Genomic DNA, 19,009 nt, shown 5'->3' with positions numbered 1-19,009 from the left:
AAGATCGCTTCTTGTTCACTCCAAAGACTTTTCCCCCGATAAATCTGGCCTGCAAATCCCCATTTTTTTCATTCGGGACTCCAGGGTTTTGGGATTGAGTCCCAAGATTTTCGCGGCACCCCGCTCTCCGCTCACCCGCCAGCCCGTTTTTTTCAGAATCTTGACGACATAATCCTTTTCGATTTCCTGCAACGTCATAAGTCGTTCCACGCCTTCGGTCGGGCTGGAGGAAATGGACTGCGTGTCACCCAATTCCAAAATCCGATCCGTGGACAGGATAACGGCCCGTTCAATCAGATTTTCCAGTTCTCGAATATTTCCCGGCCACGAGTACGCGCACAATTTGTTCATCGTCGCCTTGGGGATGATTTCCACTTGCTTGCCAAACTTACGATTGGCCCGGTCGAGAAAATGCTGCACGAGAAGCGGGATATCTCCGCTCCGATCCCGTAGGGGGGGGCTGGTGATCGGCAAAACATTGAGCCGGTAATAGAGATCACTACGAAACGTCGCCTTGAGTACTTCCTGTTGCAGATCACGGTTGGTGGCAGCGATGATGCGCACATCAACTTTGATCGTCCGGTTATCACCAATTCGGTTCATTTCCTTTTCCTGCAGTACGCGGAGCAATTTGGCCTGCAATTCCAAAGGAAGTTCACCAATTTCATCCAGAAAAATCGTTCCATGTTGAGCGCTCTCAAATCGTCCGACTTGCGTTTCTACGGCGCTAGTGAACGCACCACGGGCATGACCGAACAATTCTGACTCCATAAGAGCATGAGGCAGGGCCGCACAGTTGACCTTGATCAGCGGGTGGTCATGGCGCTTGCTTATGTCATGAATGCGCCGAGCCAACAGTTCTTTGCCCGTTCCGGTCTCGCCGAGAATCAGCACCGTGGCATCCGTTGTGGCCACACGCTCGACTACGGACATGGTCTCCATGAACGCCTGACTTCGACCGATCATGGGACCGTGCTTATGTTTGTTGGCGAGTTCACGTCGAAGCAAAATATTCTCGGAACTCAGTCGTGAAAATTCTTTTTCCAGATGATCCAGATAGTGCGCGAGCTCCTGATCCTGCTTTCCCTGAGGATCGGGAATATAAATCAAACTCAACACATAATGCTTGCCGTCAACGGTCATGGAGCGGCCGATCTCCTCCACCTGATGCAACGTCCCTTCTCTGTGGATATATGTGAGTTTAAGAATATCGCACCGAAATTTACTCTTTGTGAGCAAAAAATTTTCAAAATGGCCTCGTAAACGAGTGTAGGCATCATGAGTCAAAACGCTAAAGGCGTTCTTTTGCAACAACTCATCACGGGAATACCCGACGAGCGTACAAAACGAATTATTCACATAGAGGAGATTGGCAAACTCGTCAGTGGCCGTAACTGCCCACCTGGACTTGTCGAACTCACCAGAGAGAACCTTTTTGAACAAGATATCGTCGAAGCTGCTGAGCCAGTACAAAAGGATGGTCAGCATATCCCCGGAATATAACATGAGAGATCTTCCTCCCCCCCAACAAGAGTAATGAGGAGAAGGCCGTCCTTCTCCATTCAACCCATTGAGCATGAAAGCAAATGCAAAAAACGCATTGTTTTTTCAAAAATGTCAACACACGATGTGTGACATTTGTTTCTCCTGAAATACAAGGATTTCCCTGAAATTCAAGGGACATTTTTGTCAACTGCATGCATTCACCTTATAAGGACATCATGCTGCCTAATGGAACTCCCCTTTATTTTCAAATAGATAAGCACAAATTCGCCGTACTCAAACCAAATGGTACAATTTTGGCAATTCAATGATTCCAAAGGCTATGCAAACCGGCCACAAGGCCATCTACAGCATTGCATTCCCGATGGGGTCTGCATTTTCGGAGTTGCACATGAAGACAGAATTACGAAAAACCCTCGGATTTTTTTCCTGCTTTTCCGTGGCCGTCGGATTGGTGGTCGCGTCCAGCACGCTGGTATCTCTCGGTCAGGGTATGGGCCTGGCTGGCGGTGGCTTTGTCATAGCTATGGGCACGGCCTGGATTCTCCAGCTCTTTTCCGCCCAAAGTTACGCGGAACTGTCGTGTATGATGCCGCATGCCGGAGGCATTCGCTCCTATACCAAGGTCGCTATGGGATCACTCCCGGCAATGACAGCCGTTATCTTGGCGTACATCATTCCCAACCTGTTCGCCGCGCCGGCAGAGTTAGCCGTAGCCGGTCAGGTCATAAGCGAAACATTTGTCCCCGGTATCCCGCCTGTCTTCTGGGGGGGGCTCCTCCTCGCCGTTCTGACGGTAACCAACGTCATCGGTGTGGACATTTTTGCCAAGCTGCAAATCACCTTCACCCTGTCCATGATGATCTCCATGGCGCTGCTCGGTATCATGGGACTGACCGGCCTTGGTACTCTTCCCCCACCGAACATTCCGGACATGCCTTTCAATCCCATGGGAATGGGCGTTTTCGGTCTGACAGCCCTGGCCATCTGGCTCTACATCGGCATCGAATTCGTTACCCCTATGGCTCAGGAAACCAAAGAGCCTGAAAAAAATATTCCTCGGGCCATGCTGTACGGTCTGCTGGCAATATTTTTTGTAAACCTCGTATACGGATACGCTTCATTGAAATACGTGCCGGCCAACCAACTGGCAGACTCCAACCATCCCCATGTTGATATGGCCTTGGCCATGCTCGGTCGTCCTGGAATGATCTGGATCGCCATCGTATCCATCTTTGCCAGCGCAAGCACCATCAACACGGTCATCGGAGTGGTCCCACGCATGCTCTATGGTATGGCTGTCAGCCGTGAATTGCCGACCGCATTTCGATCCATTCACCCGAGGTTCCATACACCGTGGATCGGCATTCTCTTCATGGCCTTCAGTATCAGCACATTTTTCTTCGGTGGCATCTGCGAAGCACCGAATCTTATCGTGTACATTCTGGCAGCCTGCTGTTCATGGCTGTTCGCGTATATCATCGCACATATTGATGTTATCATCCTGCGCCGTCGTTACCCGTATTATAAGCGCCCGTATAAATCCCCACTGTACCCTATCCCGCAGGTTCTTGGCACTTTGGGCATGGGATACGCCATTATCAACATCGCCCCTGTCCCGGAAATGGAGGGCACCATTTTCCGTCTTGCCGGAATTATGGTCGCGGGAACGCTTCTCTATGTGATTTTCTGGCTCCGCTTTGTTGTCAAAGGCTCCATGTTCCGCCCCATGGGCATCCGTGCAGCACAAGAAGAATGGGGCTTGGTGGAAAAGGAACTGTACACGAACGGCATTCCGGCTACGTTTGTCATCAACCCGGGCTGCGGCCCAAACTGCGGTGCAGCCCACACTCCAACACCACTGAACGCCCCTATCGAGTAAATTTCACCTGCTGAGAAAAAGGAACGCAACGATGTTTCAATCACGAATAAAACGACGCAATGCAGCCAATGAAGCGATCTTGAAAACTTCGAGTCTCTTTGCCGAATTGTGGGGAGAAGCGAAACTGAGCGACAACGGCGATGTGCATTTTGCTGGCCTTCCGCACACCCTGCATGGACTGACAGCAACACAGTCATGGCAGCGCCAGCTTATGGGTGGAAGCATGTCCGTCAATCTGTGCCTGACACGACACATTGGTCAGACAGAGCATTGCCTGTTGCGTTTCCGAAGTGGGTGTTTTTCCTCTAAGAGCAACAACACGACCGTACAGCGCCTTATCAAACAATTGCACGCGGACAGTGTTCTCATAACCACCTTGCAACGCTTGGACCTGGCTGGTCTGAACATCACACTGTCCGGCAACAAAGCAACGATCACACTGTCTCCGTATGGCGGTGGGCTGGTCTTTCTGGCTCTGCCACCCGTTCGGTACGCGGTTGCCTTTCCAAAGGACCAGACCGAGATGACCGCCTGCGCTCTTGAACGACTGGAACGCATTGTGAGTCAATACGGTAACACCCTGAGCCAAAAGAACGTTCACTGATTGGTTTTGGCATTACCTCACGTTTTCCCGTATACCGGAAGAGAAGCAGACTTCCGGTATACAGGACCACGATCAGCTCTGCCGTCGAGAGAGTTTTACGATTCCACTATGAATGATGCCTGCAATACAACATTCAAATCAACTTCATCATATTTACAGCATCATATCGGAGCTGATTCGGAAAAAGCCCATTGTGGACATGAGCTGCTCAGCTTGGCTGGAGAGTTCCTCTGCAGTAGACGCCATCTCCTCGGATGCTGCAGAATTTTGTTGCACAACGTGATCAAGTTGCTGGAGAGCTTTGTTGATCAACTCTGCTCCGGCATTTTGCTCAGAGCTTGAAGCAGCAATTTCTTGTACAAACTCAGCTGTTTTCTGAATTTTCGGAACCATCAAATTCAGTATATCACCTGCCTCTTCCGCCAACTGCACACTTGAGCCGCACAGCTTGCTAATCTCAGCTGCAGCAGCCCCGCTTCGTTCCGCGAGTTTGCGGACTTCAGCCGAAACAACCGCAAATCCCTTGCCGTGCTCACCTGCTCGAGCAGATTCAATGGCGGCGTTCAACGCCAATAAGTTGGTTTGCCGAGCAATATCCTCAATAATGAATGTTTTCTCTGCGATAGCTTTCATTGCGTCAAGAGTCCGCTTGAACGCTTCGCCTCCCTCTTGAGCATCGTGTGCGGCTTCAAGAGCAATACCCTGCGTCTGAATGGCATTATCTGCGTTATTCTTAATATTCACGCCCATTTGATTCATTGCCGAAGAAATTTCTTCTACGCTGCTAGCTTGTTGCGCAGCTCCATGCGAAAGGCTCACCGAAGAGGAGGCCAGTTCCTGACTCCCTGAGGCCACACTATGGGATCCAGCCTGAACATCATTGACGATCATTGTGAGCTGTTGGGCCATTCGCCTCATGTCCCCATAGACCCCGCGCACCTGATTCTCAGAGAATTCAAATGTGAGATCGCCGACGACGATTTGTTGCGCAATATTCGCGATGACGCTGGGGTCCTTGCCCAACTGATTCATGACTGCACGAACAATAATCCATGCCATGATCGCGCCAAAAAGAATCATCACCACAGTGAGCCCAATGATAAAGCCTATGGATCTCGAGGCAACCCGTGTTGAGGACTGCTCTTTCTCCTCGGAATATTTGAGATTGAGTTCAGTAAGCTGGTTAATAATCTCACGCATCGTCTCAAATTTTTGAAGAGCGTCCCCGAGCGTGAGATTCATGGCAATCTGACGCCCTTCACTGGTGTTACTTTCTCTTACTTCGACCACTTTCATTGAAACAGTTTTCCAATCGGAAAAGGCCGTTTCAAACTGTTGAATCAGTGCATGCTCTACTTCGGTCTTCGCAATTGCTTTATACTTGTCGATACGCTCTTGCGCTTGCACCATGTTCGTCTTGTAATCCTCAAGTAGTGTTTCAAAAGTCTCCGACTGAACTTCTGCAAAGATCATCGATCGCTCGGCCACAAGAAGCTGCTGAAGGTCGCGGTCAGCCTCAACCAAATAATCGATACTCGGAAGATACCGTCTAAAAATATCTTGGAGGGCACTTTGAATACTGAGGGCGGCGTAACAACCTGTCCCACCAATGATTAAAAGGGAAAGAATTATCACAGTGTAGCTGGAAATGAGTCTGACATTCAACCGGCTCAATTGAGTACTAAGCATTTCAATACTCCGAGATTTGCAGTGAAAGGCCTGTTGTTACATTTTCATCTTGCCCGGTCTAAGACGACACCAAACAATCGATTTATGTAGTCTCACTTGAAATACCTTCAATATATATTGGCACGCGACAAGCGCTGTTACCAAACATGGAAAAAAACGGATCGAAATCATTTAAAAACTTTTTTTTATCTTGCACCATGGTCGAATATCGTTGCAGAGATTCACTCCCCATATCTTGCCGTCCTCCTATTATGAAGCGAAATCTATTTTTCTCTTGAATTAAACCTCAACATATATTGTCATATATTGCCATGCATTGTCTATAAGACTTTGCGTTTTAGGGTATAACCTGTCCAGGAAAACCCCTTCGTGTTGAGGTCATATAAGCCAGACTTCTGAAACTGAAATCATATTCCCTCCGTCAATACCATTGATACATTGATATGTCCGCACGTTGTCCTTAAAATAACAAATATGTTTCATACAACGAATATTCTCTTCGTCTCATACTCGCCCCCAAAAAGCTCATAATAAATCATATAGACATGAAATAACGACAAAAGGTGACATATTTCTGATATCATATTGAGCAAACTGTCTCTGATAGCCGCTCATTTACACACGTCACAAACTCATTCGCCGTAGCCTCTACCGTGTGAGTTGAATACTTTTCCCATACACATCTTTTTTCTCTTTTCGCTGTGATATTTTTGTATCTTCTGCATATTGTTTTGGACATCATGTTCGCTCGACACAGAGAAAAGATGCGGAACGTTTAAAGAATCCAATACGTTCCCATTCTTTGCTTATCTCCCAAGGCTGATGTATTGCACGGCATGGCGTGTCTGCCTCTGAGGGATAATACCCACGGTGTTGGGCGATGATTTTGACGAACCCGCCTCGTACAGGGCAACGCTCATCCCTACAAATTCGACATACAATAAAAAAGGACATTATGAAAACCGTTATCATTTGGGGCGCTGGTCAAGGCGGAAAAATGGTGGGGAACTTGTTGAACAGCGATATCAACATTGCTGCATATTGCGACATCAATGAAGCCAAGTGGGGAACTGCAGTCGATTCAATTCCCATTATTTCTCCTGATGACATCGCCTCCTATGCTCCCGATATCGTTTTTATTTCCATGCTGAACAAAGATGCTTGCGCAAGCGCAAAGCAGCAATTGCAGAACATGGGGATCGAAGCTCCTGTCATCACGGCTGTCGATTTACGCGACACCTTTGACTTGCGACTTTCCGCCCTGAAAATGCTCGCTCAGGAAGTCAAAGATCGATCCATTGATGGAGCGCTCGCTGAACTCGGGGTGTATCAAGGTGCTTTTGCTGCGGAAATGAACCGCCTGTTTCCGGATCGGAAACTCTATCTGTTTGATACTTTTTCCGGCTTCGATCAACGCGACGTGGACATTGAGCAAGAACAACGATTCTCCCGCGCTACGACAGAAAATTTTACCGACACCACCATTGAGATGGTGCGTCAACGCTTGCCGTTTCCGGAGCAGGCCATCTTCAAAGCCGGATATTTCCCCGAAACAGCCGCCGGTATTGATGACCATTTTGCCATCGTGAGTCTGGATGCGGACTTATACAAACCCTTGTACAAGGGGCTGAAATTTTTCTACCCACGGCTTTCCCGAGGCGGCTGTCTGATCATTCACGACTACAACAACTCCCGATTCTCAGGCGCCAAACAGGCAGTCCGACAATTTTGCGAAGAAGAAAACGTCTTCGTAGTCCCCCTGTCTGATTTGCATGGAACGGCCATTATCTCAAAGGGATAAAACGACAGCATTCCTCTCTACATCCCCCCAGTCGGACATCTTCACGAGCCTCCAGATAGTCGCCTTCTCCCTGGAGGCTCGTGTGGTCGATATCCCTCTCACCCCGTTATCATCCTGCCTCTCCTCCCATCATTCTGCACAAAGATGTGACAGAAGGTCATTGGTATGCTACACGTCGAGATAGTATCGTATTCGAGACAATCAACTCTCCAAGAAGGAGCTGACGACATGACGCAACCCGATCCCCACAATCGAGCCATGGGAGCCCTCATGGGTGCCTGGATCGGCGACGCACTCGGGATGGGGCCGCATTGGTATTACGATTTGGACGCATTACGTCGCGATTACGGCGATTGGATTGATGGATACACCGCCCCCAAGCCGGGCCGCTATCATGACGGACTGCGCGCCGGCCAATTATCGCAAGCCGGCATTCTCCTGAAGCTGACCGTGGAATCTCTTGTGGAAAATGGCGGGTATAATCACACCGATTTTTGTCGTCGCATGGATGAGGACATTTTTCCGTTGCTCAATGGTCAACCGGCCAATGGCCCGGGCGGATATACCAGTCAATCCATTCGCGAGGCATGGCGTTGTCGCGTTGAACAAGGGTTGCCATGGGGGAAAACTGGTGGGCATGCCGACACGACAGAAGCTATCGAACGCACCCTCGCCATTGCCATTCGGTATGCGCTACACCCCACGACACTCGCCCAAGCCATCAGCGAAAATACTCTTCTCACGCAAACCGACGACGTCGTTGTTTCCATGACCGTCGCCTACGGTGCTGTTCTGGCCATGATCGTTCAAGGACATACATTGGATTCCACGCTTTCCATGAAGCTGATGGATCTCGTCAAGCACGGTGAACTCCCGTTTCATGCCGTCACCCGCGAAGGTATGCAGGCGCCGCGTCCGGGTGATCCCGATCCACCGCGTGCCGGCCGCTTTGCTTCTCCAGATGCTCTGCTCACGCCAAGCTATATGGCCATGGCGGCATCCGATACCGGCATCCGTATTGAACCCGCGTGGAAGGTCAGCCTTGTCTATGGCATGCCCTGTGCTATCTATCATATGTTACCGGCGGCCTATTATCTGACCGCCCGATTCCACGACGACTTCGAATCGGCAGTACTCCACGCCGTGAATGGCGGTGGGCAAAATCAAGCCCGTGCCATCTTGACCGGAGCCCTTACCGGTGCCCACGTCGGCCTGGACGGTATCCCGGCGCGTTTTATCGAGGGGTTGGAGAACAGCACACAGCTTCTGGACTTGGCGCAACAGCTTGCGTCATACGTCATTCAAGATACTGAATTATAATATCACAGACATTCTTACGGTAAGTGGACTAAAGCGTGAGCTCCGAAGAGTTGATGATTTTCTTGCGCATCTGAAGAAAATCCATACTCGTTACGTCCCGCGGACGAGGGAAGTTCACAGTATAGGCACACTGCACCCGCCCTGGAAGTTTACCTTCCATAGCCACGACACGATCGCCAAGGTAAAGCGCCTCGTCGATGTTGTTCGTCACGAACAACACTGTGCGCTTTTCTCGCTGCCAGATACGTTCGATCTCCTGCTCCATGAAAATCCGAGTCTGAGCGTCAAGCTGACCAAAAGGTTCGTCAAGAAGCATAATCTCAGGATTATTGGCGTAAGCCCGAGCGATACCCACTCGCTGCTTCATGCCGCCAGAAAGCTGATGCGGATAGTGCTTCTCGAAACCGGAAAGACCGAGGAGATGAATATAATGACGTGCAATTTCGTGTTGCTCAGCTTTGGATGCGCCGCGCAGTTTGGGCCCTATGCTCACGTTGCCGAGCACAGTCTTCCAGGGAAAGAGCATGTAATTTTGGAAAACCAGACCACGCTCCCTTCCGGGGCCAGTTACAGGCTGCCCCTTGACGATCACATTGCCTGAAGTGGGTTTCTCCAATCCTGCAATAATACGTAAAAGCGTACTCTTACCACACTGCCCCGGGCCGAGGATGACGAGAAATTCGTTTTCGTGAACGGCAAGGTTTACCCGTTCCAGCACAGGTACCAACTGATGGCCTTTCTGAATGAAAGTTTTACTCACATCGTCACAGGAAATAGCCACAGGAGACACATCGGGAGAAGACATCATGACGAGACCTGACTTCCCAGGACCGGAGTTATTGTCCAGCAATTTTACGTTTCCATGGACACAACACGCTCTCCAAAGCCATGACGAGCAAAGTGGTACCCCAGGCCGCCACAGCAATAACAATCATGCCGCCAATGACGATTTCAGGCTGTGACAGCTTCATGCCGCGCACGATGATAAACCCCAATCCTGAACGGGAGCTGATCAACTCGGCAGCCAGCACACAACTCCATGCGATGGAAAGTGATATCTGCAGTCCCGCGAAAATAGCCGGAAACGCGGCTGGAAAACACACATGCAAAATCTCGTCGCGCCGACTCCCGCCGAGGGTCCGGATCACATCGTAGAGTTCGGGGTCAACCAAACGCACACCATTGTACGCGTTGAGCAGGCAAGGCACAAAGGTACCGATGACAATAATAAAGACTTTGGAACCTTCTCCAATGCCAAACCAAAGAATGGAGAGGGAGGTCCAGGCGATGGGGGGCATAGGCTTAAACAGATCGAAGAGGGGTTTGACCACAGCGTTAACATAGCGGTTAAGAGCCATAAAAAGCCCAAGCGGTACAGCAATAACCGAGGCAATGGAAAATCCGATGAATACACGTCGAGTACTGTCCCAAGCATGGCCCCAAAGGGTCTTTTGTGCCAGCTTGTTGTTGGCGAGAAAGACTATTTCCCTGATCACTTCCAATGGGCTGGCCAACGTGCTGGCTCCCCCCTTACTTCCAGTCCGAGCCATGAGTTCCCAGACCGCGAAAAAGGCGGTAAGCGAAAGAATGTAAAGTAGCCAACGGTTGTGCAGCACGTGTTTCAGAGTCAAAGGCGTACGATCCACGTGGGTCTCCACTGTCTCATGAGCCACAACAGCATCCCTAGTCGTGGTCGTTGGCATGGATTACCTCCTGATACTGGTCAAAAGCCGTCTTTCCACAAGGTCAATGGCTACGCCAATAATCGCGCCTGTAAACCCCACCATAACCATACCGAGAACCACCATTTCCGGCAAAGCCAGCCGTCGTCCCATAGTAATGAGAAATCCAAGTCCAGCATCCGCAGCAAGCAATTCAGCGCCGACAAGGTTCGTCCAACAGCAGGCCAACGCGATTTGGAGCGCCCCAAAGACCATGGGGAGAGCCGATGGGATGCAGAGCCGAGTGAAGATCTGCCAGTCACTTGCACCATATGTGCGAGCCATTTGAATAAGCGTAGGATTGGTCATCTTCACGCCCGCATAGGCGTTGATGACACAGGGCACAAGGCCACCAAGCCATATAATAAAAATCTTCCCTGACAGGCCGATGCCAAACCAGAAGATAGTTAAAGGGATCCAGGCCACAGGCGGAATAGGCCGGATTATCTCGAAGAGAGGCCGCCCCAACCCTTCGGCTACAGTAAACCAACCCATAGCCAATCCCAAAGGCAGGCCTATCAGTAAAGACAAAAAATACCCACTGAAAGCCTCCTGAATGCTGATCCAGATGTGTTGCTGGAGCAATGCCCCATCGGGGTCACTCTCCCGCAGTTTGACGAGAAGCAGCTTGAACACACTGCTCGGGGTCGCAAGCATGGTTTCCGGCACGAAGCCGAAACAAACCACCCCCTCCCATAAAAGGAAAAAAACGACCACGCTCACCACTGGCAACACCTTGAGCGCCAGAGGAGTATGGATTTTCATTTCCCGATGGGTCGTCATGGATTCTCCAACAACGCCGGTAGACGGATGCCTCTGATCGGTGAACAGGGGTACGGAGTCAGCCGCCAGAACGTATCCAACTATTTTACCGTCGGGACGAGTTTTAAGAACTTGTCGGTGATGTAATAGCCGGTTTCAAGCTGAGAGCCTTCCTCCTGCTTGAGCTTGCCCAGGGAGGTAAAAAATTGCACCAGCTGCTTCTGCCAGGCCTGAACTTGACTTTCGCCTTGTGAAGCGTCGAAGAGTTTGAGTTGTTCATCCAGGGTATATACTGGATGCATCTCCAGATCCATTTTGGCCGCTTCATCGCTCATATTGAGCCCTGCCCACCTGAGAAACTCGACGTAGTCCGGAGCCAGCTTTACGCCGTCCTTACGCACGAGGTCGATGCCACGGAAATAGACCTTGAGAAACTTGGCTACAACTTCAGGATTGTTGTCGCAAAACTCTTTGTCACCAGCCAAAACAATAAGAATGAAGCCTCCGGCCTTTTTCACATCCGAAGCGACTTTCCAACCTTTTTTCAAGCCGTTGTACATCTGGGGTGCCCATAGAACAACGGCGTCGCCGATGCCTCTTTCAAAGGCGGCCACACACTGGGCTGGGTCCATGTTCTTGATGACAACGTCCTTGTCGGTAAGCCCCAAGGCCTTAAGCCACAAGCTCATGGCGTAATGTCCGGAGGATATGGTGGTAACAAGGATGGTCTTCCCTCTGACGGTGTCGGCCGAACCGTAGACATCAGGATACGCTGGATTGGCGCCTTTGACGTTAAGGATAGGGCTATCGGGCCGCACGAGGACAGCGTTGGTCATGGACTCATCATTGCCAATGGCGATCAGATACGCGTTGTGTCGTAGCGCGCCAAACATCATAGGCACACCGCCGGTGCCGCCCAGCACCCACTCTTTGGCGGGTAAGGTCTCCATTTGGGCCATACCGGTGTCAAACATGAGCATATTGAGTTCAATGCCTTCAGCCTTGTCCCAGCCATGTTGCGTGGCGTACCAAGGGATAAAAGTTTCATTTTCATCCATCCAGGCAGTGTCGAGTTCCTGGTGTATTTCCTGGGCTGCGACGGCAAATACGAAAGCTATAAAAAGTGTCACGATCATGACGCTGGTTACCATCCAATATTTTAAACCACGCATAATGACTCCTCACGTTGCTGCTTGTGTGTTTCCTGTTTTGTTCAGGGGCGTATGCCTCAACAGTTCATTCCGTAGATTTTGGAAATCACCACCAGCGAATGAGTTCCGTGACTTCTTTTCGGATGCGGATAAACTCCGGGTCCATAAAATCACGTGGACGCGGCAACTCCACCTTAATACTGGCTTTGATGGTCGTAGGCTTGTTGGAGAGCACCAGAATGCGCTCTGCCAAGTAGACCGCCTCCTCAATATTGTGGGTGATAAAAAGCACGGTGCTTTTCAGGTTACGCCAAAGCTTAAGCAGCTCATCCTCCAAATGAAACCGGAGGTTAACGTCGAGTTGACCGTATGGCTCGTCCATGAGGAGCAGGTCGGGGTCCACGGCAAAGGCACGGGACACGGCGATACGCTGAAGCATGCTCGCTGAGACTTGATTCGGGTAAAGGTGAGCGCATTGGGCAAGGCCCATAAGATTGAGAATGTATTCCAGACGGCTGTCTCTCTCGGCACGGGACACTCTTTTGATGTCCATGCCGAAGGCGACGTTGTCACGCACCGTACTCCAGGGCAAACAGGTGGGCTCCTGGAAAACAAAAGAAATATTGTGCCGCTTAGGATCAGCGTTTTGGCCACTGATGAGGATGTGGCCACTGGTGACGGGTATGAGGCGGGAGAGGACGTTTAAAAACGTCGTTTTGCCGCATCCCGTTGGGCCGACGATGGCCACAAACTCTCCTTCAGCCACGTCAAAGGAGATGTTATCGAGCACGAGGAGATCCCCAAAACGTTTCGTCAAGTTTTTCACTTCGATCTTGACCTCACGTTGCTCTTTCGCATTCGGCTCGTGCCCGGATGCAGTCGTAGCCAAACAGGCGGTGGGCGCGATGTTCGATTTGCTCCGAGGAAGGGCGGGGACTGCGGTAGGGTGCATCAGACTACCTCAATGACATTGTATACGCTGGCGTTAGCCCAGCTCTTGGTGCTAACCGTCTTAAAGGCGACAAGGACGGTATTCATGTCGGAGAATGGAGGCTCGCCCCAAATGAATTATGATGTATATTCGCAGAAGAGATGAAAATGAGCCTGGATGGTTGCATGAGATGACCAAACGCCTCTTACGAGGCTCAAGAATTCTTTCTGCTAGAATCTCCTGGGCTGTGGGCTTGTACGTAGTCGTTTTCTGAAGCGTATGGACACTCCAACGTCGAACACGTCAGCATAGCTGAATCCTCGAAAGGTATCAGCGCTTAATGAATGACGCTTATGCCTGAACGTAGTCAATCAAGATACTTTTTGTCAATCGTCGTCGATAATTGTCATTTGAATCAAATCTGTTATCGCCAGCAACGGAGGAACGAAGATCATCATGGCGGGTCAACGCAGTGGTGCCTTGCTCCTGGAAAATTCAGTATGAGAAGAATGCCTACAGAATCCTCCCATTTGCAGATGTAAACATCACGGTCTTTCTGAAAAGATCCCAGACAACCTCATTGAAGGCAATATACGATGACTATATTAGAGAAACAATCGAGCGCGTTTCTGTGGCAGTCAAAGAGTGCCTAATGGCTCTTGCCCCTGTTCCTCTCGCATTCTTGCTTCCCTTGTTGCACGAAGCTCATGGTGAACAAATGTCATCAGGCTCCAGACTGCATTGGAAAATCCAATAAATACATTATTCAACGATATGAATTAACGATTAGACAGAAAATTACCAATCGGGCATTATTTGCGGTCACGATGCACTCTCTCATCGTGACACCATAAGATTGAAAGACGCCCGTATGTTTCACCCCTCAGCTTCCTCCAAGGGTATATCGCCGTATTCCACCGGTATAATTTCCGCATCATGCGGCGCGGCGTGTCACATCTCCCCCCCAGGTATGCTGCCACATCGGAATCTCGTTTTTCAATCACTCTTCCCCGATCCGTCTCCCTCTGACGATCTCCAGCTTCAGCAGATACCATGCATCCTTTGCATGGATTGCGTTATTGTGGATGCATTGTTTCCTCTTTCCGGAAACAGCGCTGTTCTGTCCCCCCCAACATGGCATGTCTTCCATGCGTAAACTCGGGTCTGTGTGATGTTCTTCGCCCCTGTCGCTGACGACATCACCACCCAGCCCGTAAAGGAACAGTATTGTGCATGATGTCAAACCAGGAATGAACCGCCGAGCATTTCTCAAAGGTGGTGGCGCGGCCTTGGCTACACTGGCCGTACCGACTGCCGCTCATGCTGCATCGTCGGAAAAAGCAGCCCAATCGTTGCAAGTCTGGTCGTGTGGTGGATTGGCCGAAGCCTTCATGCCTGCCAATCAGGCGTGGGAGCAGAAGACCGGTATATCCATCGCCTACACTGGTGCGTTTGCCGGCGCGTTGGGAAAATCACTTTTAGGAAGCGCCCAAACAGAAGTATTTGCCCCACGGGTCTTGGAGCTTGCCAAAAAGCTCAAAGCACAAGGGAAAATGCTTTCATATAGGCCGCTGTGTTTCACAAAGTACGTCATCGTGACGCCTATCGGCAATCCTGCCGACATTGCGTCCATTGAGGATTTAAAACGTCCCGGTGTCAAAACGTTATTTTCCCCGGATTCTTCTCCTCCCGGCGGTGCGGCTGTTATGGGACTCCTCAAAAAGAGCGGAACATTGCCGGAAGCCAAAGCCAATGCCGCCTGGCTTGGTTCTTGTGTACAACACGATATTGCCGATGTGGCCAATGGTACGTGTGATGCGTCAGTGGTGGAATTACGTATTACGCGTTTACCACGCTATAAAGATCAATTTGAAATCATTGACATTCCAGAAGCGTTTTTCCCGCCACCGCCAATCCCTTTTACCATCGGCGTCATGAAATGGGCCAAGGACAAGACAATGGCCGAAGAATTTGTCCAATTCATTTGTTCCGAGAAAGGTCAGGCATGTTTTGAACGAGCGGGTTTCATTCCGGCAATTTCCGACGAAGGACAACGGCTCGCGAAGAAGTACGGAGTGATCAATGGCTAATATCCAGTGGACAAGACGTCTTATCCAGGCCGGTTCCCTCTATTTCTTAGGAACATTCTCCTACTATGGAATTTTTCGCTGTCCGTTCGCCGTTCCCTATGTCAGTTGTGAAAACTGTCCCGTCGTCCAGTGTCCCGGCCGCAAACTCTGGCTCATCACCTGGATAGGCATCCTTCTCTCAGCTTTGATCTTCGGCCGTGCCTTCTGTTCCCACGCCTGCCCTGGTGGCATGGTTGCGGAATTGTTGAGCCGTGTTGCTCTGCTCAAAGGAAAAATACGAAAAACATTGGACAAGAAGCTGTCGTATATTAAATACGGCATGCTCGCCGCGTCTGTGTATCTTGTGTGGATTATGCATAATCCCCGCTGGGCAGTACCAATTCGTACCGGCGAATTTTTCCCGTCCACAACACTCACGTTCGAACATGCGTTTCCCTTATGGTTCGTTCGAACATTTTTTGTCGTTGGCGCACTGGCTTTGGGTATCCTCATTCCACATTTCTGGTGCCGTTACCTGTGCCCTACAGGAGCCCTTCTGGAGCCTTTTCGAAAATTCAGCTTCTACGGCTACAGCATGAATGCATCCTGTACGGACTGCGGCAAGTGTAACCGACATTGCGACCTTGAAACACGACCGCATGAACAGAACTGCACAAACTGCGGAGCCTGCAAACCTGTATGCCCCGTTGATGCAATCCATATTGAAAGAATCACGACGACATCCTCATCCACCCAAACAACAACGCAATAAGCGACCACGGGCTTGCCGAACATCATTCGGCAGCCCGTTTTCAAACAAATCCGTTGCACGCTCTCACGAATGCCTCTTCTCAGCGAGACACCGAGTGTTGAAAGTACGCTCCCGGTTGTATCGCCAATTTCTGCCGGATTAACCCCAAACGGAAAATAATCATCCGCCATCATATCTTTCAGTATTAATACTCGACGACGGTATTCACTCAAAGGAGATTTCCATGCGATTCCACATGCCTGTATTCCTCAGTATTGTCTGCATCCTCTTCGCTTCAACGGTATGCGCAGCGCCGCTGCACCACCCGCATTCAATCCTCATCACACCACAACAACTGCACCAATGGATCACCGAAAAAAAAACCGGTTTAATTATTGCGGAAGTCTCATGGGGCGGCCCGAAAGACTATGACGCCGGGCATGTTCCGGGGGCAATCCATATTAATACGGACGAAATCGAATATGATGAATTCAACGCTCGTTCATCCACCCCAGCCGATAAACTCGGACGTAGCACAACGATTGAAGAAGATCAGGCCAAGGGACTTTCTCCCGATTCCACGCTGCCAAGAAACTGGTGGAACATCTACCCGGACACCCTTTTGCTTCCTGCACTCGCATTTATGGGAATCGACGTGAACAGTACGGTTGTCCTGTATGGCAAGGATCCGACAGCGGCGGCGCGTCTGGCCTGGACACTCCTCTATGCCGGTGTGGAACATGTGTTTCTGCTCAATGGAGGGTTGCATGCATGGAAAACCGCCGGATTCGATGTCTCCACGGAATCTGTGACTCGCAATCCCGTTGCCAACTTTGGGGCCAAAACAGCCTTGCACCCTGAATATCTCGTGGATGTCCCGTTTGTCCGCCAGAAAATAAAAAGTAACGCACCGGATTTTGTTCTTATGGACATCCGTACGCGTGATGAATTCGACGGAAAAACCGCACCGTACTCGTATATCCCCACCAAAGGCCGCGTTCATAATGCCGTTTGGGGAAAATCGGGAAAAGGTCCATGGACCATGGAATATTATGTCGATAAAGACGGGGTCTTCAAAACGCCTCAAGAGGTTGAAGCCATGTGGAAGGAACAGGGAATTCGTGGTGATCGCCATACCGCCTTCTATTGCGGAACCGGTTGGCGATCGAGCATGGCGTTTCTCTACGCGTATATGCTCGGCTGGGATACCATAAGCAATTTTGATTCCGGATGGTACGAATGGTCAATGGGGTCTGAAGCTGCACAAAATCCCATTGATACCTTTTCTTCAAAATAAATGCATGTTCTCGGGGCGGGCGCATGTCCGCCCCGAGACGACTTCAACACGCGCAACGCCTGTCCTCTCCCTCTTTCGTGGAATGTGTTCCGTCGGTCGTATATCCGTCTCGTTTCCACCAATCCAAGCCGCCGATCAGTTCCTTGACCCTGAAACCGAGGCGAGCTAGCTTGAGAGCTCCTTTGGTCGACGCATTGCATCCGATACCATCACAATAGGTGACGTACACGCAGTTTCGATCCAGATTTTGAGTCGATATTGCATCCATGGTTCGGTGAGGAAAGCTGATCGATCCGGGAATATGTTCCGTATGATACGCCTCGCCCTGCCGCGTATCGATCACAACAACGGAGTCTTTTCCTTTCAATATTTCAACGAGATCGGCAGAATCCATCTCATACGCGAGTTTTGCCTCATAAAATCGAATTTGTTCTTCCATAATGACGGTTCTCCTTACGTCGCGGTTGTGTTGTGCATGCGACAAAACCGTACCGCCAGCAGGCAAAGAAGAATAACGAAAAGATGGAATGAACATGATGCATTCTTTTCATGATGCCCTCGCAAGCAGTCATGCCCACCAGGAAACAATACCGTCATGGAAATACGGCATTTGCGCCTTATTCAAGCGATCACCGAGGAAGGAAGCCTCACTAAGGCCACGACGCGACTTCATTTGACGCAATCCGCGCTGAGCCGACAATTACAGGAAGCCGAGTACCAACTCGGTACCAAAATTTTTTTGCGGGTGAATAAAAAGCTTGTCCTCACAGAAGCCGGGGAACAACTTCTTCAGCTCGCCGATGACATCCTCGATAAAATCGAAGATACCGAACGCCGCATTCGCAAGCTCATCCATGGTGAAGAAGGTGAAATTCGTATCAGCACAGAGTGCTATACGAGCTATCACTGGCTGCCCGCCCTTATGCGTCAGTTTCAAACGCTCTACCCGAACGTTACGCTCCGCATCGTTATGGAGGCGACGCACCAGCCGCTCGAAAAGCTGCTTTCCGGCGACTTGGATATTGCTATCACCAGCGATCCGATCCGGAATATGCCGATACGCTATACGCCGTTATTTCGTGACGAAATGTATGCGGTTGTTGCTAAAAACCATCCATGGGCGGACAAACCCTATGTGACCGCCCAGGATTTTGCAGCCGAAAACCTCATCATTCATTCACTACCTTTAGAAACGGTTTCCGTTTACCAGTTCGTTCTCGCGCCTGCCAATGTAACACCGGCACGCACGACGATTCTTCCTTTAACCGAAGCAGCCATCGAAATGGTCCGCGCGGAGATGGGAGTCTTTGTCATGGCGCACTGGGCCTTGGAGCCGTATTTGAAAACCGGAGGTCTGAAAAAAGTACGGATAGGTTCCACTGGATTGAAACGTGATCATTTTGTCGCAACGCTGAAAGCCCGACAATTTCCCGCCTATTTCCATCACTTCATCGACTTTCTCAAGCAGGAAATTACGTTGAACCGGTAGGTTTCCTCTTCTGTGGACGCTGAGCCGCTGGCTGCACGT

Annotated in this window: 17 protein-coding genes and 1 pseudogene; 9 read left to right on the top strand and 9 right to left on the bottom strand. The window is 50.3% G+C overall.

Annotation, left to right across the window (positions count from 1 at the left end):
* Positions 1-15: 15 nt before the first annotated feature.
* Positions 16-1,143: a sigma-54 interaction domain-containing protein gene (locus G451_RS29870; RefSeq protein WP_245587833.1), complete on the bottom strand. Its 1,128-nt coding sequence runs from the start codon at positions 1,141-1,143 to the stop codon at positions 16-18.
* Between the two features lie 27 nt (positions 1,144-1,170).
* A pseudogene (locus G451_RS35375) lies at positions 1,171-1,359 on the bottom strand (hypothetical protein); the annotation flags it as partial.
* Here G451_RS35375 and G451_RS35030 point away from each other — a divergent pair.
* The 3 genes from G451_RS35030 (at position 1,279) to G451_RS0116185 (ending at position 3,989) form a co-directional block, all read left to right on the top strand.
* Positions 1,279-1,503 carry a hypothetical protein gene (locus G451_RS35030; RefSeq protein WP_245587832.1) on the top strand — a complete coding sequence of 75 codons (225 nt, stop codon included), beginning with the start codon at positions 1,279-1,281 and terminating at the stop codon, positions 1,501-1,503. The pseudogene G451_RS35375 and the gene G451_RS35030 sit on opposite strands and share 81 nt — an antisense overlap.
* Positions 1,504-1,894: 391 nt before the next feature.
* The gene (locus G451_RS29865; protein ID WP_051261593.1) at positions 1,895-3,385 is read left to right on the top strand and encodes an APC family permease; all 1,491 of its coding nucleotides are present in this window, start codon (positions 1,895-1,897) and stop codon (positions 3,383-3,385) included.
* A 31-nt stretch (positions 3,386-3,416) separates the two neighbouring features.
* Positions 3,417-3,989, top strand: coding sequence for a DUF3156 family protein (locus G451_RS0116185; protein WP_027185079.1), 573 nt, complete (start codon positions 3,417-3,419; stop codon positions 3,987-3,989).
* Positions 3,990-4,142: 153 nt separating this feature from the next.
* On the opposite strand, the gene G451_RS29860 is transcribed toward G451_RS0116185, so the two are convergent.
* Positions 4,143-5,678 carry a methyl-accepting chemotaxis protein gene (locus G451_RS29860; RefSeq protein ID WP_051261578.1) on the bottom strand — a complete coding sequence of 512 codons (1,536 nt, stop codon included), beginning with the start codon at positions 5,676-5,678 and terminating at the stop codon, positions 4,143-4,145.
* A 955-nt stretch (positions 5,679-6,633) separates the two neighbouring features.
* On the opposite strand from G451_RS29860, the gene G451_RS0116170 reads away from it, so the two are divergent.
* Together G451_RS0116170 and G451_RS0116165 are read left to right on the top strand one after the other, a co-directional pair.
* Positions 6,634-7,479 (top strand): TylF/MycF/NovP-related O-methyltransferase, encoded by an 846-nt coding sequence (locus G451_RS0116170; RefSeq protein WP_027185078.1) that lies wholly within the window; start codon positions 6,634-6,636, stop codon positions 7,477-7,479.
* A 228-nt stretch (positions 7,480-7,707) separates the two neighbouring features.
* The gene (locus tag G451_RS0116165) at positions 7,708-8,799 is read left to right on the top strand and encodes an ADP-ribosylglycohydrolase family protein (protein ID WP_027185077.1); all 1,092 of its coding nucleotides are present in this window, start codon (positions 7,708-7,710) and stop codon (positions 8,797-8,799) included.
* 28 nt (positions 8,800-8,827) lie between these two features.
* Here the strand turns inward: G451_RS0116165 and G451_RS0116160 are convergent, their stop codons facing one another.
* The 5 genes from G451_RS0116160 to G451_RS0116140 all read right to left on the bottom strand — a co-directional run bounded on the left by G451_RS0116160 (position 8,828) and on the right by G451_RS0116140 (position 13,385).
* Positions 8,828-9,607, bottom strand: a complete 780-nt coding sequence (locus G451_RS0116160; protein WP_425387509.1) for an ABC transporter ATP-binding protein — start codon at positions 9,605-9,607, stop codon at positions 8,828-8,830.
* A 28-nt stretch (positions 9,608-9,635) separates the two neighbouring features.
* Positions 9,636-10,502, bottom strand: coding sequence for an ABC transporter permease (locus G451_RS0116155; RefSeq protein WP_027185075.1), 867 nt, complete (start codon positions 10,500-10,502; stop codon positions 9,636-9,638).
* A 3-nt stretch (positions 10,503-10,505) separates the two neighbouring features.
* Entirely contained in the window at positions 10,506-11,303 is a 798-nt protein-coding gene (locus G451_RS0116150; protein ID WP_027185074.1) for an ABC transporter permease, read from the bottom strand.
* 80 nt (positions 11,304-11,383) lie between these two features.
* A complete protein-coding gene (locus G451_RS0116145; RefSeq protein WP_027185073.1) occupies positions 11,384-12,454 on the bottom strand; it encodes an ABC transporter substrate-binding protein in 1,071 nt (356 codons plus the stop codon).
* An 85-nt stretch (positions 12,455-12,539) separates the two neighbouring features.
* Positions 12,540-13,385 carry an ABC transporter ATP-binding protein gene (locus G451_RS0116140; protein ID WP_084448619.1) on the bottom strand — a complete coding sequence of 282 codons (846 nt, stop codon included), beginning with the start codon at positions 13,383-13,385 and terminating at the stop codon, positions 12,540-12,542.
* A gap of 1,208 nt (positions 13,386-14,593) precedes the next feature.
* On the opposite strand from G451_RS0116140, the gene G451_RS0116125 reads away from it, so the two are divergent.
* From G451_RS0116125 to G451_RS29850, 3 genes are all read left to right on the top strand, one after another.
* Complete coding sequence (locus G451_RS0116125; protein WP_027185070.1) at positions 14,594-15,454, top strand: substrate-binding domain-containing protein; 861 nt, start codon at positions 14,594-14,596, stop codon at positions 15,452-15,454.
* Positions 15,447-16,205 (top strand): 4Fe-4S binding protein, encoded by a 759-nt coding sequence (locus tag G451_RS29855; protein WP_051261577.1) that lies wholly within the window; start codon positions 15,447-15,449, stop codon positions 16,203-16,205. The genes G451_RS0116125 and G451_RS29855 overlap by 8 nt, the downstream gene beginning before the upstream one ends.
* Before the next feature lie 223 nt (positions 16,206-16,428).
* Positions 16,429-17,481, top strand: a complete 1,053-nt coding sequence (locus G451_RS29850) for a sulfurtransferase (protein ID WP_051261576.1) — start codon at positions 16,429-16,431, stop codon at positions 17,479-17,481.
* Positions 17,482-17,524: 43 nt separating this feature from the next.
* On the opposite strand, the gene G451_RS0116110 is transcribed toward G451_RS29850, so the two are convergent.
* Complete coding sequence (locus tag G451_RS0116110) at positions 17,525-17,920, bottom strand: rhodanese-like domain-containing protein (RefSeq protein ID WP_034642529.1); 396 nt, start codon at positions 17,918-17,920, stop codon at positions 17,525-17,527.
* Positions 17,921-18,076: 156 nt separating this feature from the next.
* On the opposite strand from G451_RS0116110, the gene G451_RS0116105 reads away from it, so the two are divergent.
* Entirely contained in the window at positions 18,077-18,970 is an 894-nt protein-coding gene (locus tag G451_RS0116105; protein WP_027185068.1) for a LysR family transcriptional regulator, read from the top strand.
* The last annotated feature ends 39 nt before the right edge of the window (positions 18,971-19,009 follow it).

The sequence above is a fragment of the Desulfovibrio inopinatus DSM 10711 genome, from assembly GCF_000429305.1.
Taxonomy (GTDB): domain Bacteria; phylum Desulfobacterota; class Desulfovibrionia; order Desulfovibrionales; family Desulfovibrionaceae; genus Alteridesulfovibrio; species Alteridesulfovibrio inopinatus.
The sequence above is the reverse complement of the archived record's forward strand: the minus strand, read 5'-3'. Positions and strand labels throughout refer to the sequence as shown.

What these genes read in the sequence shown, in the direction of transcription:
- G451_RS29870 (WP_245587833.1), bottom strand. Translation starts at nt 1,143, where the DNA reads ATGACCGTTGACGGCAAGCATTATGTGTTGAGTTTGATTTATATTCCC.
- G451_RS35030 (WP_245587832.1), top strand. Translation starts at nt 1,279, where the DNA reads ATGAGTCAAAACGCTAAAGGCGTTCTTTTGCAACAACTCATCACGGGA.
- G451_RS29865 (WP_051261593.1), top strand. Translation starts at nt 1,895, where the DNA reads ATGAAGACAGAATTACGAAAAACCCTCGGATTTTTTTCCTGCTTTTCC.
- G451_RS0116185 (WP_027185079.1), top strand. Translation starts at nt 3,417, where the DNA reads ATGTTTCAATCACGAATAAAACGACGCAATGCAGCCAATGAAGCGATC.
- G451_RS29860 (WP_051261578.1), bottom strand. Translation starts at nt 5,678, where the DNA reads ATGCTTAGTACTCAATTGAGCCGGTTGAATGTCAGACTCATTTCCAGC.
- G451_RS0116170 (WP_027185078.1), top strand. Translation starts at nt 6,634, where the DNA reads ATGAAAACCGTTATCATTTGGGGCGCTGGTCAAGGCGGAAAAATGGTG.
- G451_RS0116165 (WP_027185077.1), top strand. Translation starts at nt 7,708, where the DNA reads ATGACGCAACCCGATCCCCACAATCGAGCCATGGGAGCCCTCATGGGT.
- G451_RS0116160 (WP_425387509.1), bottom strand. Translation starts at nt 9,607, where the DNA reads ATGATGTCTTCTCCCGATGTGTCTCCTGTGGCTATTTCCTGTGACGAT.
- G451_RS0116155 (WP_027185075.1), bottom strand. Translation starts at nt 10,502, where the DNA reads ATGCCAACGACCACGACTAGGGATGCTGTTGTGGCTCATGAGACAGTG.
- G451_RS0116150 (WP_027185074.1), bottom strand. Translation starts at nt 11,303, where the DNA reads ATGACGACCCATCGGGAAATGAAAATCCATACTCCTCTGGCGCTCAAG.
- G451_RS0116145 (WP_027185073.1), bottom strand. Translation starts at nt 12,454, where the DNA reads ATGCGTGGTTTAAAATATTGGATGGTAACCAGCGTCATGATCGTGACA.
- G451_RS0116140 (WP_084448619.1), bottom strand. Translation starts at nt 13,385, where the DNA reads ATGCACCCTACCGCAGTCCCCGCCCTTCCTCGGAGCAAATCGAACATC.
- G451_RS29855 (WP_051261577.1), top strand. Translation starts at nt 15,447, where the DNA reads ATGGCTAATATCCAGTGGACAAGACGTCTTATCCAGGCCGGTTCCCTC.
- G451_RS29850 (WP_051261576.1), top strand. Translation starts at nt 16,429, where the DNA reads ATGCGATTCCACATGCCTGTATTCCTCAGTATTGTCTGCATCCTCTTC.
- G451_RS0116110 (WP_034642529.1), bottom strand. Translation starts at nt 17,920, where the DNA reads ATGGAAGAACAAATTCGATTTTATGAGGCAAAACTCGCGTATGAGATG.
- G451_RS0116105 (WP_027185068.1), top strand. Translation starts at nt 18,077, where the DNA reads ATGGAAATACGGCATTTGCGCCTTATTCAAGCGATCACCGAGGAAGGA.